We start from the raw sequence: 13,497 nt of genomic DNA on the forward strand, positions 1-13,497 counted from the left end.
ATTAATGAACAAAATCATTCCACCACCCTCTTCAAAAACATGTAAAACCCAGTATAAAAAAGCACCTACGAAGGGAGGATACCCTGAAACCGTAGTTGTTTTTGGTTAAACAAAACTTCTATTTAACCCTCAACATGCTTACTTTTGTGAACGGAAGGTGAGTTCTTCGTTAAATGTAGTGTATGTGGAGTTTAAATCATTTCAAGCTCTGTCTTTTTCTTACCCACATGTACACTACTATTGAGCCTACTAAAGCAATAACCAAACTTATTATTGTTATACTCATATAATTATTCGCAGATGTATCGGAGTTGATGACCGGATAGCCACCCGCACCGTCTACTTCTGGATCGACTCCTTGGGATTGCACATCTTTTAAGAAATCAATCGTCTTGGAGGAATCCCATAGCTGATTATTATCCATACCTCCCATAAGTGATTTTTTCTCAGTAGGTACATCTGGTATATTTACTTCTTTACCATTGATCTTCACGGCCAAATAACGGATATTTCCGTCCTTGATTAATACCGGATTAAGCGTGTCTACGTCAGTAGATAAGGATTTTGTCATCGTATTTAAGGACGCATCCAACCTTGAGGCATCTCCTCCTGCAAGAACTACTCTGAACTCACCTTCAAATTGTTCTATACTAAGAAATGACTTTCCAACACCGCCCGATTGCACAATAAAGTCATACTGTCCTGTCGGCTTAGACACATCAATCAGACTGTCAGATACTTTTTCAAATTTCTCAGAGTCAAATAAGTATACTTCGAAGCCAGGGCCTAAAGTGACAGACTTCACTTCTTCTTCATTCTCATAGCCATATCCCACAGGATCGTCTAATACCATTTTTTTGAATTCATCCAATCCTTGTCCTTTAGCAAAGGTCTGTACATCTTCAGGTACATTGCTGGCATAACTACTTGGAGCCATAATGTAACTGACCATTAGACCTATCCCTATCATCATTAAAATTCTAATATATTTCATGATTATAGACCTCCTCAGCTAATCCTTATTGATAATGCCAAAAGTCTTTAAGTCCCCATCTCCACGTTCTTTCTGCTCCCGTACCTCCGTTAAATTTCGAGAATTCCATTGAAGTTTTCACACCATCCCAAGGGTCCAGATAATGCATATAATAAGTATATGTTGGAGTATTACTATAGCCATAAATAGCAACTGCATGACCCATATAACGAGTAATTTATCATAAATGTTTCCTTTTTTTTAAAATGTTTTCAATAATATTTAAAAAAAAGAATGAAACATAACGCATCGACTGTACTCCATGCGGGTGTGACAACGATGCTCCGTGTGGGAGAATTTTTTTACCTGAAGTGCAGCTGTGGGATGAGATTAACAACGATGATTTGTCAGCCCGAATCTGATCATCTCCGGTATTTTCCTAATTGTCACGGATGAACATGGTGTTCCTTATCTAGAACTGTTGAGCGACTCCCCATGGAAAGCATGGAAGACGTAAGGGTTGCGTTACAGTTGGTGTCGATACCATTGTTCCGAAATGGACGACGAAATCATTCGTTGGTACCAAAATAAACCCAACGTCGTTCTTCTTCCTAACCTTAGGCTGCATCATTGGACAACTAATTAATTTCGAGAACTTGTCCAACATCATGACCAGATTCTCGTCCAATGGTTTAAATGAAGGATCAACTGTTGCCATCTCATTGTTGTGCGTGGGATCGATCCCGATTCTGGGGCCACTGCAAAGTGCATTACAGGGGGATAATACCTTTTTGCAAATCAATACGATCTTCTCTGGCATTACGTCATTGATTCTAGGATCCACCTCCGGGGTTGGGATCATCTCGGCTGATTTCTTATCCGTCATCATGACGACGAGTACCCTGAATGAGATCACCCTGACGCAGATGTCACAAAATAAACGTATACAACGAAATTGCGAACTGTTATTCGAAACCGATTGGAGTGTGCAAACCATTGCTAGAGAGGTAGGAATACAGGATACGAAGTACTTTTATCGGATATTTAAAGAAAAATGCGGGATGACCCCTAAAGAGTTCAGGCAGCCTCGAGGGTCGTGAGTCAAGAAGTCGACGATGTTCTAAACTCAGTTTGGTGAATTCAGATGCGTAATACTTGCTTCAATCAAATACGCTTTATCTTTAGGATTCAATAATTGTGGCATTATGCTTTGAGGAGGCGGAATATCTTCAACAGGTTCTCCATCCAAAAATAATTCAAGTGCTTCTTTCGCCATGAATAATGCTTCTTCAACTGAATCGCCACAGGTGATACATCCAGGCAGATCAGGAAATGTAACATTAATTCCATCCTCAGCAAAATTAAAAATTGCGTAGTATTGGTAAGTTCGAATCATATGGGACACTCTCCTGTTACTTAAACTTTTAGCAAAAACAGCAAAAAGCCTTTCGGATTATATCTGAAAGGCTTTCAACTCGTTTAACTCTTAATTTCCCTCAAATATATTGTTATAAGATTAATCATTCAATCCTTTGCCCTCCAGGATCGGCTGCATGTACTTCTCTATTCGTGAGACTTTCGTTTTGGATTGTTTCGGTTGTGAGAAATAATAGAGATATGCCCGCTGCCGTCCGGGTGTTAGTGCTTCAAATGCGGCCTGGAAGGCAGGATTATCATCGAACTGCTGCTGAAGTTCCTCGGGAACGCTATATTCGGCAGTCTTTTTCATCTCCACTTGCAATCCGGCCTGTTCCACTTCAATCGCTTGCTGGATATAGGCTTTGATCATAGCTTCCTGCTCCACAATCTGCTCCAGACTGGTGAAGCGAAGCTGGCGCTCTGCCTGTACATTCTCCGTTTGCTGAACCAAAATGCCGTGTGTATCCTTCAGTAGAGCACCTTTGAAGAACAGAATGGCCACGTACTCTTTGAATCCATGGATTAAGACGATGTTTTTTCCATCGAGCATGTAACATGGATGCATCCATTTCATATCTTCTGTCAGTTCAAACTCCTGAATAATCTCTCTCAGCTTTGTGGACTCTTCCTTCCACGTTTTGAGTTTTTTTAGATAGCCGTCAACTTTGCGATTCCCACTTGTAACCGTCATGGAGAAATACCTCTCTTTATCTCATGTTCTTATAGGTTCAATTGTACTGGTTTTCAGTGGATTGTACAGCGTTGCTTACAGAGCTTTTATTGACTTTTCTACTTGAATTTAAACCTTAATAGCAACAATGACCATCCTGTTAGATGGCCGATAAATTTAATCCAATCTCATCTAATAATTTTCAATCGACAGTTTACTATACCCATAGTAAAATAATGGAATGTCTATTATCATAATTCCAACATATGAAAGGATGATTTAAATGAGAGAGTACACAGTTGTTCCAGGTCCCAAAAATGTTCAAGTAAACCGAGGTGATACTCAGGCTGCTGTTAATTTATTTGCTGATATCATTAATCACAAAGCACAATCTGGATGGATCTATCAATCCATGGAGTCGTTAGCTGTCACCGAGAAACCCGGTTGTCTCCAGCAACCCGTTACAACGCATCATTATATGCTGATTTTCTACAGAGAGATTCAATAACAGTACAACAATCATGAGAAACTCAGAATCTGAGGAACTGATATATAATAACATGCCATCCGAAGAAGAACTTATTAGACTCTTACATACACATCATGAAGAAAACGATCCTCGAAGCAGTTTCTATATAAGAACTCATGTTATTCCAGAAATCGATTGGTTGAAGTCTTTGCTTAACGTTACACTTGCATTATTCACAGGGCTAATCATCTCTATGATCTGTTTTTATCTCTTGAATCCATTCATTCCAGTATATGCTTTGCTAAGTGCCCAGATTGTTTTCATAGCAAGTATGTTTTTCATAGTTCTACTACGTGCTAGAGTGATCCTGATATGGAGTATTAGAATTTATCAACGGTTGGCCCCTATTGAAGTGAGGAACAAATGTCGTTTTGAACCAAGCTGTTCTGTATATATGATTCAAACTATTGAGAAATACGGGGCGGTCAAAGGCCTTTCCCTTGGGATCCAGCGTCTTCGGAAATGTAATATCAACGGTGGAGGATATGATTATCCATAAAACCAAAAGGTCCATAGACTGTCTATGGGCCTTTTGGTTTGGTTAACATTCCTGGCTCAAGCTACTATTCAGTAGTGACTGTGTCTCATCTTCCAACATGGAGGAAGCTATCATCATGAAGTCTTCAGCCCCAATCTCAAAGTGACCTTTACGAAACGTAAACCCCCAATTGCGATTCCCGCGTGTAAAAGTGAGTTGGTCTAACAACGTTGCGATCTTTACTTCTCGACACGGAAGATAACGGAGATCTCGGCGAAAGGGTACAAATGATTCCGACATCTGATACTGGTATATCCTATCGTCGGTAATTTGACCAATAGCGGTAAAAGACTGAAGTGGCTTCCCTGTTGATATGTCTGTACGTGGAGAATAGTATATCAGCCAATCACCCGCGGACATCTGTCGCAACAGTGCTGACTTGCCATGGCACAGCTGCGCAAACCCTCCCTCTACGGCTTCACTCACATGAGAAGCAGATACAACACCAATCCAATATCTGCTGTCCTGATTTGGTTTCATGGATACATCCCATCCCCTTCTCTCAATTACATTTCCAGATTCGATATCAATCGATCCAATTGCAAAAAATGATGTCTGTAGTGCATCTCTATCAACAAAAACCACTCTTGAGCGTTTAGAGCTCCAAGAGCTGGATGAAGTATTTTGTTGCTTACGGTCGCTTGGTGTAGAACAGATGCCGTACTTCTCATCCGCTCCACTACCTCGTGAAGCCCATCGATCAAGGACTCCATGCTCTCGGGTGGTTGCGGAGTGTACTGCGGGGAAGCAGGAACTTTAACGGGAACGGGAGGGAATTGTCCTAATTCAAACACTTGTCTACCCAGTTCTGTTTTTTCCTCCCCCAAGTTTAACGTCGAATCCTTGCTGCTCAAACACTGCTCAATATTATGCAGATGCATGAAAAGCGCTGATTGAATCAAATGTACATACATCTGTCCAATGGACCATTCCTCTTCACTTTGTTTTTTAAGTAAGCTAGACATATCCAAATTTTTCAGTTCTGATAAATATCGTTCTACTGCCGTTTCCAATGATTTCAATACTTCCGTTGTACTTCTCATCCTTCAATCAACTCCATTTATCTGTGATATATCAAAGTATAAAAAAACACTACTGACAGGTGTATGTCAGTAGTGTTTTAAGATGTTTCTGGCTACTTCCTGCATTCGGAAGCGTAAAGACTCCGGCTCCAAGACCTCGATATCTCCACCCCAGCCAAGTAAATAATGCAAGATTTCCTCTGGATAACGGACACGAAAATGAAAAATGACACCTTCCTCCCGCTCCTCAAATGCATCCATATAAAAATGAAGTGCCTCCATAATTTTGTCAGCCATTTCGGGTTTAGCCCGAATTAATATTGGTTCGTTACGGTCGTCAGGAGGTCGATAACTGTTTAGATCAAAATCCGGCGGCAAAAGGAACTGATCCTCCAGCACGCAAAGTTCAGTCATACGTGACAAACGAAAATGACGAATGTCTTGTCGCATATCACAACGTGCAATTAACACCCAATTCTCTTGAACAAGTGAGAGTCCATAGGGTGAAACCTCACGCATGTTATATCGATTACCATCTGTTCCTGGCATTTGCTTCAGGTACATAAAGCTGATTTTACGCTGCTCCAAAATGGCATTACGTATTTGGTTAAGGTATGTTTTCACCCGTGCTCGGGTTAAAGGTTCAACCGTATGAAGCAGTCGCATCGTTTCCCGTACACGTGTTGATTCGTTACGAACGGATTCAGGTAAAATCGCTTCAATTTTTCGTTGAGCCGACTTAGCCTCCATCGCGTATTCTGTATCCAATCTCTGTTCGATAAAATCAGCTCCCATGAGCAGGGATACGGCTTCTTCTGCGGTGAAGCTTACCGGGGGCAGAAAATATCCTTCCATGAGGGAATACCCATGACCCGGAGCACCCATAATCGGAACACCGGCCTCACTTAAGGCCTGAATATCTCGATATATCGTACGTACACTTGTCTCAAATTGAGCAGCTAAATCTTCTGCTCTTAACATCTTTCTTCGCTGCAATTCAAGCGTAATCGCAAGCTGCCGCTCCGTTTTGTTCATTTTCTAAGCCTCCACCGTTTCATCACTCAAACCTAACTCATTCTATCACAGTAACTTGCCCTTTCGTTTCGTGAATTAGATCAATGGAACGTCTTACATACCACCCCCGAAGATGAGCAAGTCTTAATCTCAAAAAAACTGATACCCCAAAAGGATATCAGTTTTTTATCTGCTTTATATCTGCTTTATATACGGTTAATTCTATTCGTTACTCCTTACACGTACATGGCCAACAACAAATTATAGATCATCGTCGCAGCTTCCGCTCGAGTCGTTTCACTTCCTGCACGAACCGTATGGTCCGTATATCCACTCACAATCTTGGCCTGCACCGCTGCATCCAGTGCTTCTTGTGCCCAAGATGGCGTCTGCGATGCATCGGTGAAACTTGGTTTAACGGATGTATTCCCAGACATTCCGGCTTGTGCATCTGAACTTACTTTTAGCGCATTCGCCATCATGACAGCCATCTCGGCACGCGTAATCGTCCGATCGGGCTTGAATGTGTTATCACCATAGCCGTTCACGATTCCGGCTTGCACAGCTGCGGCAATATCACCTTTGGCCCAGTCTGGCAGACTACCTTGATCTGCAAATGTCAGATCCGACTCCACGGACTTCATTGCCAGCGCCTTACTGAGCAACGTAACAAACTCTGCCCGTGTGATCTTCTTCGATGGTTGGAACGTACCATCTGTGTAACCTTGAATCACGTTCATGCCCAACAAGCGCTCTGCGTAGTCGGAAGCCCAGTGTCCATCCAGGTCAGACAGATTCACCGGTGTGTAACTGGACACAACGAATGTACCTAGATGATTAACATTGGCCGTTATGCTTCCTGCTGCATTCATCTTGCCACCGATAAATACCCAGCTCTGACGAGCTTCATTATAATAGTAGATTGCAGGTTGGGTACCGTTAGGCAGATCTGCCGAATCCACATTCAGGCTCAATGCCGCCTGATCATTCAACGTTCTTCCGCCACTGCGGCTGATCTGTACAGCTTGTCCCAGTACATTCAGGGAAGCTGTATTCTGCAACTTGTCCTTGGCAACCACAGACACTTGCAACGTATCCTTGGAACCAATGGCTCCCGATGGAACATTGAATTGCACGATGTCTTTCAAACCCGTTTGGACCGGCTGATTCGCTTCCACCTCTACCTTCACGACAGTGGATGAATCTGACCCCGTTTCCGGATTGGTTGGTGTGGTTGGAACGGTAGGCGTTATTGGCACACTTGGTGTGTTTCCTCCAGAATTCCCACCAGAGTTGCCTCCATTACCTCCACCTGAACCCCCGCCACCATTGCCTGAGCGGGCTTGTACAGTCACGGTACGGATAACTTCCTGTGCCGCATTACCAGCGATATCCTTCACGTTATACCGAAGGGTGTAGATCCCTGCTGCTTGTGTGTTCACCGTGCCATCCACCTGCACGGAACCACGGATGCCGACATTATCAGAAGCCTGTGCTCCAGGCTCGTTGTACGTATCTCCCACGTTCAGCGTCATCTGGCTGCTACCTTGCAGGGTGATGACGGGAATCTCACGGTCTATTTTAATGACCAGAGGTAAAGTATACGTTTGTTCCAGATCGTCTATTGCTCGGAATAAAAGGTTGCGCTCTCCCGACTCCGTTACCTCCAAAGGCGTATTCTCTGTATATGGTTCGTACGTCTGCCCTCCATCACGGGACAACTCGATAATCGCGGAAGTAGCAGGCGCGTATACTGCGCTGGTTACACTAACCGTTACGGACTGGTTCGTCCATGTATCCGTGTGATACGGCTGGGCGTCAGGGGTTGTCATGTTGCTTTTTAACACCAGCGCCTGATTATTCTTGCCTTCCACAATGACAGTGAACGTTTTGGGTTGTGACTCCGTGCCACGTTGCACGGTTGCCGTCAGTTCCAATCGCTCATTATTGTCCGGTTGCGTTAGCAGCTTGCCCTCGTTATTCATTAGTTCCGGGTTGGAGCTGGACCAGCTAATCGTTGCACCATGCTTCCCTTCAACAGGAAGGGTGAGATCGGAATGGACCGCGTTCAGATCGCCCAGATCAATTGCTTGAAGCGTATCGGTTACCGCCTGTGCGTCACTGTAAGGTGCGGCACTCATGAAGATTGGGTTGGAGTAGAACCACAGATCGCGATAGTTGCTATCGTTAATTTGATTAAAACGGGTCGTTGCATCAGCTGTCGTATTTTTCGGATCAAGCTGTGGTTCACCATTTACAGTCTCACCTGTCACGTTCATACCCAGATTCGTACCGCGCAGGCGGAAATACTGATCCTGGTCTGTGGCTTTGATCTTGTACGTGATGACATTATAGCCTTCGGCATCTGTCGTCCAATCGTTGGACGTGAAGGTAGCCAGTACTTTGGTAGAGTCGTTGGTGTCTTTGTTATATGCGGCTGTACCCTTCTGGGCCTTGTCCGTCACGTCCCCGGCGATGAGATCAACGTGATCCACTACAGGTACTTGTCCAGCGGACGTGCCGCTGTTGATTGGATTTTCATAGTTGTTGCTCGCCGTTGGACTCTTGAAGCGGATCTTCAGCTCAACTTCATCGCCTTGGGTCACGCCCAGATCTCCGCCCATCTCAACCTGAGCACCCGCTCCGGAAGCTGTGAAGTCCAGTGCGTTGATCAGATCACCGAATACGGAAAAAGATTTCCCCGAACGCAGTCCATCCAGAACAGCCTGCATGCCTGTACCCTCAACCCAGGAATAAGTCTTGGCATATTCGCCCGGAAAATAACCACTGGAATTCGTGCCAATCGTCTTGAAATGATAATCCGAATTGCCATAGTTCCAGAAGTGACGTCCTTCTCCAAGCAATGCATCCCATAGTCCGCCAACCTTGGCGACCATATAGTCTACACCGCCGTATGTGCGGTATTTGTATCCATCATCAGCGGTCGGATTAGCTATATTGTAGCTTGTGTTGTACCCTCCACGATCCGGTTCCATCTGGTTACCCAGCATGCCTTCGATACCAAATACCACTTGTGGAGCCAGATCGTTGAACTCACGGAAGTCCGCAATGGTATATTTGTTTTTGCCGCGTGAAGGGTGATTGATCATTGCATAACTCGTCGATGGATAGTTCGTTGCCAGCCAGTTGATGGCGGTTAGCGCATCCTGATGAGTCGTGTAGGCACGCACTCCGTTCTGATCCCACTTCGTTACGTCAGCCGCATTAAACAAGTTCGCTGCGCGATTCGTGAAACGGTATTCGAATTCCTTAGCCGCATTCAGCGCTTCGGTTGAGTTTGGCTCATCCGTAAGAATCCCCACCCCAACGTGTTCATGTGTAGGCATGTCCCATTCGAAACCGGAGAAGATTGTTTTACCTGCGTATTTGCCTGCATCCTGAAGGGCCTTGATCTGTGGTACCTGATATTCATTCATTCCTTGGGACATCGGAATCGATCCATTTGGAATGTCTACGCCGTTGTGATCTCGCTTGGATAACCGCAAATGATCCGTAAGCGCGATCCAGTCCAGCCCATATTTGGTTAAACCCGCATCGAGTACGTCCTCCAGTGAAACCTGTGCATCATCAGACTCAAACGTATGTACATGCAAATCTCCCGTTTGCCATGAACCTGTTGTCGAGCTGTTGGTTGGTGTGTTATCTCCTGCATCTGCAAACGTTATCGCAGCAGGGAAAGCTCCCATGACCATCCCTGTAGCCAAGGGTATAAGTGTAAGCATAGCGAGCATTTTCTTGCCTTTATTATTGAACAAAATCGTCCCACCACCCGTTCTGAGTTGTTGTGTCGGGAGTAAATATAAGAGACTTTCGGGGGCAGGGTCAACGGCCTGGAAGCATGTACTTAAAATTTTACATATACCTGCATTCTTTCATATTCCGTTAAAGGTTTCTCAAGCTTTTTCTAACAGAGTCATGCTCTGTACTGCTCCAAATTAGGATAGTGAATCTAGGGATAACGCTGCAAATAGAAGGTGATACAAAATTCAGAGATTGTTCACGATTCAGGAAAGTTCCACCACTGCTGTGGATCATTAGGAGGAGAACTGGCGTAGGAGGAATGATGAAGCGGAGTAAATAGTGGGTTTTGTAAAAATATCAGGGTTACGTATACGCTGAGTATAGAAAAAAAGCACCCACGAACTACAGGCATAATACGCCCTGAAGCCGCAGGTACTTTGGATTCAGCGGGATTTTGTATCAGCCTTTACATCTTTACTTTTGTGAAATGGAGGTGTGTTGTTTGTGAAATCCGACCTATCTCCACTTTATATTTAAACTGGAAAAATACGATACATAAACCGATAATGTTGAAGATGGCTAACAACGCAAAGATCATTATACATTGAAGGAGTTGCACACTTTTGAGAAGATTCTATCTAGGTTTGGGATTAACGATCATCGTTATCATTGTACTATTATCAAGCTATACTCCAACAGAAGCAGCATCGAAGAAAGTAAACTTAAAATTGTCAGATGGAGCTACGTACTATGGTGAAGTTTTAAACGGGAAACCTCATGGTAAAGGAACCGCGAGATGGGAAGAAACCGAAGTTTACTCTGGAGATTGGGTGAGTGGTAAGCGGCAAGGAAAAGGCAAGTATACATATACATTAGTTGAAGGTGGAGGTGTCCCCTTTGAGGATTACAATGAATCTAATATGGGCCATGGAACAGGTGAATTCACTACAAAACCTACACCGGATCGTGGATTAATGATACATATCATGGTAAAGGAAAAGAAATTACGCAATGGTTAGAAGTACAGTATCTTACTTCTGATGGCAAGGTTTACCCTGTACATGACCGTTACAACAACACCATTCACGATGGAACATTCAATCAGGGCAAGATGTCTCAAGGATATTACGCAATCCACTCTTCAGATACTGTCTCACTAGGATATACTGATCATACAACTACGATTGCTCTCAAAAATGATTATTTCAACGAAAAGTTAACCGGGGATAAGGACTTTTTTGACACGATTATCAATTATAAAAAGAAACACGGTTCTTCTGAAAAATATATCGGGATTAAACCATCCGAATTCTCCAAAGGTACAATAACTAGTGGCAAATTCACGGGGGTCACGCATCTAATCGATTATAGTAATTCAGTAAGTTATTCTAAACAAGTCATAATGAACGATAACGTATTAAAGGAGAATCACATAACATCTGCCGTCTTTGATAAAGATCGCAAGAAAGTCATTAATGAATTCCTTCAAGCTATTAAGCCCTATTCAGTCAAAATCAATACCATCTCTGACGAGGTTATGTCATTAAAAGACATTAACTATGAGGAAATGATTCCCTAGGTAGTGGAGGTCACAAAATGAGAAAAAAGCGATGGATTGTGAGCATAGTCATTTTGATTATCATACTTTTCATGAGCGAATTGATGATGTTGTCCTCAGGAAAGGTTGGAGTTCTAAACACAACGCAGAGAATCATTTCAGGCGCACCTCATGTTATCGTTCAAGGGCAGACACTGTCTTACCAAGGTAAGGTTCATTGGGAGGATATCCAAAGTAGTATTGAAGAATATTCCGCAAGCGATGAAGGAACGGTCTTGTATAAAGCACTAGGCACCCCTGTCCCACCACCTTGGATATATGTGAGAAAAGGAAACCATCAGGGTTTCCGATATAAAATCCCACAGCTTCCCTGGAAACTATAAAATGATCTGGGAACTTCACGAGCGGACATCACCAGATGTCCGCTTTTGCTATGAATTTATAGTCTACCTCGCTCAATAGTGACATGTCCTATGGTTCGTGTATCGAATACAATCCACACTATTGTTCCTCTCACTTTTCTTCCAATCCGTTAAACTGCCGTAGCATGACGGTGAAACGCTCCAGTTCCTTATCATCCCATCTGGATATACGGTCATAAAAAGCTGATTCCTTCTCCTTGAGCGCACCGATCGTCGATTGTTGACCAAGTTCAGTAAGAGACAGCAATACCCCGCGCCGATCTTCGGGGTCTGGCTCTTTGCTAACATATCCCGACTTTTCGAGTTGTTTGATTAATCGGCTGACCGAGCTACGGTCCATTGCAGTCGCTTCTGCCAAAGCAGCGGCGCTTGTTGGGCCATAGGAGTAGAGCCAGCGAACCAGGTGAAAAGCGGCAGGTTGCAGGTTCGCATCAAAACGCTCGGCAGATCGAACGTTAAGCGCATGCGAAGCACTGATCAGTGCATGAATCTGCTCACCCAGCGCTAGCTCCAGGGTTGCTCTATCTTTGGTTTTGACTGGATTTTCACTCATTATTGTTAACTCCCTCTCCCCGATACATGAAAGTAGATTTCCTGAAATATAGTTGACAAATATCAATTAATATTTATAGTTGATTTATGTCCATTATATAATTTCGAATCTATTCGTGTCAAAAGGAGATCTACACATGAAAACTAAACATCCCATTATTGTAATTACCGGAGCAACAAGCGGTTTAGGGCAGCTTGTAGCCATGGAACTCGCCAAACGCGGGGCACATCTTATACTCACAGCCCGAAGCAAGGAACGTGCGGAGGTTACCAGGTACAAAATCAAGGAAATCATGCCTTCTGCCAAAATCGAATTTTTCTATGGAGACTTGTCCTTACTGAATGATGTAAAACGTGTTGGGCTTGAAATTGCAGCCGCTTACCCGCGGATAGACGTACTTTTGAATAATGCGGGACTTCATGCTTTTGAACAGAGAGTCACGTCCGAAGGATATGCCGAGATGATTGCCGTCAACTATTTGGCACCTTGGCTGTTAACGCACACATTGCAATCTTCCCTGATTCAGTCGGGCCATGCCCGTGTCGTCAATGTTGCATCTGAAGCTTCGCGGAATCACGGCACACTGGTGTTGCCAGATGACTTAACAGATATTACTCCTTTTACTGCACGCGGTTCCTCTCCAATCTATGGCAAAACCAAACTGCTCAATATTATGTTTACTGGTGAACTAGCCAGACAATGGCGCGGAGCCGGAATTCACGTAAATGCCTTGAATCCTGGCTTTAATGTAACAGGTCTTGGACGAGAGCTATGGTTTGCAAGTGTGCTTGAACGCATGTTAACCTTTTTGCACATCGGCGACCCGCGCCGGGGTGCGGATATCATAACTCGGTTGGCTGTGGAACCGAAATATGGCGAGGTTTCGGGAGGATATTTCAATGTGGGAACTGGAGCATCTATTGTTCCTATACATCCTGGCGGAGATGAGGCCATGCAAAACAGACTGTGGGTGGTTACGACACAACTGATGAAAGAATGCGGCTTCTTAGATTAATCGAAAAAGAACAGGGGTGTTC

Annotated in this window: 14 protein-coding genes; 6 read left to right on the forward strand and 8 right to left on the reverse strand. The window is 43.9% G+C overall.

Features of this window, described 5'->3' with window-relative positions; translation table 11 throughout:
* Positions 1-196: 196 nt before the first annotated feature.
* Complete coding sequence (locus AC1S8V_RS22265; protein ID WP_482070802.1) at positions 197-994, reverse strand: hypothetical protein; 798 nt, start codon at positions 992-994, stop codon at positions 197-199.
* 566 nt (positions 995-1,560) lie between these two features.
* Between AC1S8V_RS22265 and AC1S8V_RS22270 the strand changes: the two genes are divergently transcribed.
* Positions 1,561-2,073 (forward strand): DUF554 family protein, encoded by a 513-nt coding sequence (locus AC1S8V_RS22270; protein ID WP_482074550.1) that lies wholly within the window; start codon positions 1,561-1,563, stop codon positions 2,071-2,073.
* 26 nt (positions 2,074-2,099) lie between these two features.
* On the opposite strand, the gene AC1S8V_RS22275 is transcribed toward AC1S8V_RS22270, so the two are convergent.
* Both AC1S8V_RS22275 and AC1S8V_RS22280 read right to left on the reverse strand, forming a co-directional pair.
* Positions 2,100-2,369 (reverse strand): type II toxin-antitoxin system HicB family antitoxin, encoded by a 270-nt coding sequence (locus AC1S8V_RS22275; RefSeq protein WP_482070803.1) that lies wholly within the window; start codon positions 2,367-2,369, stop codon positions 2,100-2,102.
* A gap of 120 nt (positions 2,370-2,489) precedes the next feature.
* Complete coding sequence (locus AC1S8V_RS22280; protein WP_482070804.1) at positions 2,490-3,083, reverse strand: YdeI/OmpD-associated family protein; 594 nt, start codon at positions 3,081-3,083, stop codon at positions 2,490-2,492.
* Between the two features lie 262 nt (positions 3,084-3,345).
* Between AC1S8V_RS22280 and AC1S8V_RS22285 the strand changes: the two genes are divergently transcribed.
* Together AC1S8V_RS22285 and yidD are read left to right on the forward strand one after the other, a co-directional pair.
* A complete protein-coding gene (locus AC1S8V_RS22285; RefSeq protein WP_076216355.1) occupies positions 3,346-3,570 on the forward strand; it encodes a hypothetical protein in 225 nt (74 codons plus the stop codon).
* A 292-nt stretch (positions 3,571-3,862) separates the two neighbouring features.
* Positions 3,863-4,090, forward strand: a complete 228-nt coding sequence (gene yidD / locus AC1S8V_RS22290) for a membrane protein insertion efficiency factor YidD (RefSeq protein WP_482074551.1) — start codon at positions 3,863-3,865, stop codon at positions 4,088-4,090.
* A gap of 42 nt (positions 4,091-4,132) precedes the next feature.
* On the opposite strand, the gene AC1S8V_RS22295 is transcribed toward yidD, so the two are convergent.
* The 4 genes from AC1S8V_RS22295 to AC1S8V_RS22310 all read right to left on the reverse strand — a co-directional run bounded on the left by AC1S8V_RS22295 (position 4,133) and on the right by AC1S8V_RS22310 (position 9,941).
* Entirely contained in the window at positions 4,133-4,609 is a 477-nt protein-coding gene (locus tag AC1S8V_RS22295) for an EVE domain-containing protein (RefSeq protein WP_482070805.1), read from the reverse strand.
* A 26-nt stretch (positions 4,610-4,635) separates the two neighbouring features.
* Entirely contained in the window at positions 4,636-5,172 is a 537-nt protein-coding gene (locus tag AC1S8V_RS22300; protein WP_482070806.1) for a DinB family protein, read from the reverse strand.
* A 66-nt stretch (positions 5,173-5,238) separates the two neighbouring features.
* On the reverse strand, positions 5,239-6,186 hold the full coding sequence (locus AC1S8V_RS22305; RefSeq protein WP_482070807.1) for a helix-turn-helix transcriptional regulator: 948 nt from the start codon (positions 6,184-6,186) through the stop codon (positions 5,239-5,241).
* Between the two features lie 215 nt (positions 6,187-6,401).
* The gene (locus tag AC1S8V_RS22310; RefSeq protein WP_482070808.1) at positions 6,402-9,941 is read right to left on the reverse strand and encodes an S-layer homology domain-containing protein; all 3,540 of its coding nucleotides are present in this window, start codon (positions 9,939-9,941) and stop codon (positions 6,402-6,404) included.
* A 609-nt stretch (positions 9,942-10,550) separates the two neighbouring features.
* On the opposite strand from AC1S8V_RS22310, the gene AC1S8V_RS22315 reads away from it, so the two are divergent.
* Positions 10,551-10,946, forward strand: a complete 396-nt coding sequence (locus tag AC1S8V_RS22315) for a hypothetical protein (protein WP_482070809.1) — start codon at positions 10,551-10,553, stop codon at positions 10,944-10,946.
* Positions 10,947-11,038: 92 nt separating this feature from the next.
* A complete protein-coding gene (locus tag AC1S8V_RS22320) occupies positions 11,039-11,506 on the forward strand; it encodes a hypothetical protein (RefSeq protein ID WP_482070810.1) in 468 nt (155 codons plus the stop codon).
* A gap of 492 nt (positions 11,507-11,998) precedes the next feature.
* On the opposite strand, the gene AC1S8V_RS22325 is transcribed toward AC1S8V_RS22320, so the two are convergent.
* Positions 11,999-12,460 (reverse strand): MarR family winged helix-turn-helix transcriptional regulator, encoded by a 462-nt coding sequence (locus tag AC1S8V_RS22325; protein WP_482070811.1) that lies wholly within the window; start codon positions 12,458-12,460, stop codon positions 11,999-12,001.
* 136 nt (positions 12,461-12,596) lie between these two features.
* Between AC1S8V_RS22325 and AC1S8V_RS22330 the strand changes: the two genes are divergently transcribed.
* Positions 12,597-13,475: an SDR family NAD(P)-dependent oxidoreductase gene (locus AC1S8V_RS22330; RefSeq protein ID WP_482070812.1), complete on the forward strand. Its 879-nt coding sequence runs from the start codon at positions 12,597-12,599 to the stop codon at positions 13,473-13,475.
* Positions 13,476-13,497: the final 22 nt, after the last annotated feature.

Source organism: Paenibacillus sp. B46(2026) (genome assembly GCF_056786355.1).

Coding starts and splice junctions, on each gene's coding strand:
- AC1S8V_RS22265 (WP_482070802.1), bottom strand. CDS start 994: ATGAAATATATTAGAATTTTAATGATGATAGGGATAGGTCTAATGGTC.
- AC1S8V_RS22275 (WP_482070803.1), bottom strand. CDS start 2,369: ATGATTCGAACTTACCAATACTACGCAATTTTTAATTTTGCTGAGGAT.
- AC1S8V_RS22280 (WP_482070804.1), bottom strand. CDS start 3,083: ATGACGGTTACAAGTGGGAATCGCAAAGTTGACGGCTATCTAAAAAAA.
- AC1S8V_RS22285 (WP_076216355.1), top strand. CDS start 3,346: ATGAGAGAGTACACAGTTGTTCCAGGTCCCAAAAATGTTCAAGTAAAC.
- yidD (WP_482074551.1), top strand. CDS start 3,863: ATGTTTTTCATAGTTCTACTACGTGCTAGAGTGATCCTGATATGGAGT.
- AC1S8V_RS22295 (WP_482070805.1), bottom strand. CDS start 4,609: ATGAAACCAAATCAGGACAGCAGATATTGGATTGGTGTTGTATCTGCT.
- AC1S8V_RS22300 (WP_482070806.1), bottom strand. CDS start 5,172: ATGAGAAGTACAACGGAAGTATTGAAATCATTGGAAACGGCAGTAGAA.
- AC1S8V_RS22305 (WP_482070807.1), bottom strand. CDS start 6,186: ATGAACAAAACGGAGCGGCAGCTTGCGATTACGCTTGAATTGCAGCGA.
- AC1S8V_RS22320 (WP_482070810.1), top strand. CDS start 11,039: ATGTCTCAAGGATATTACGCAATCCACTCTTCAGATACTGTCTCACTA.
- AC1S8V_RS22325 (WP_482070811.1), bottom strand. CDS start 12,460: ATGAGTGAAAATCCAGTCAAAACCAAAGATAGAGCAACCCTGGAGCTA.
- AC1S8V_RS22330 (WP_482070812.1), top strand. CDS start 12,597: ATGAAAACTAAACATCCCATTATTGTAATTACCGGAGCAACAAGCGGT.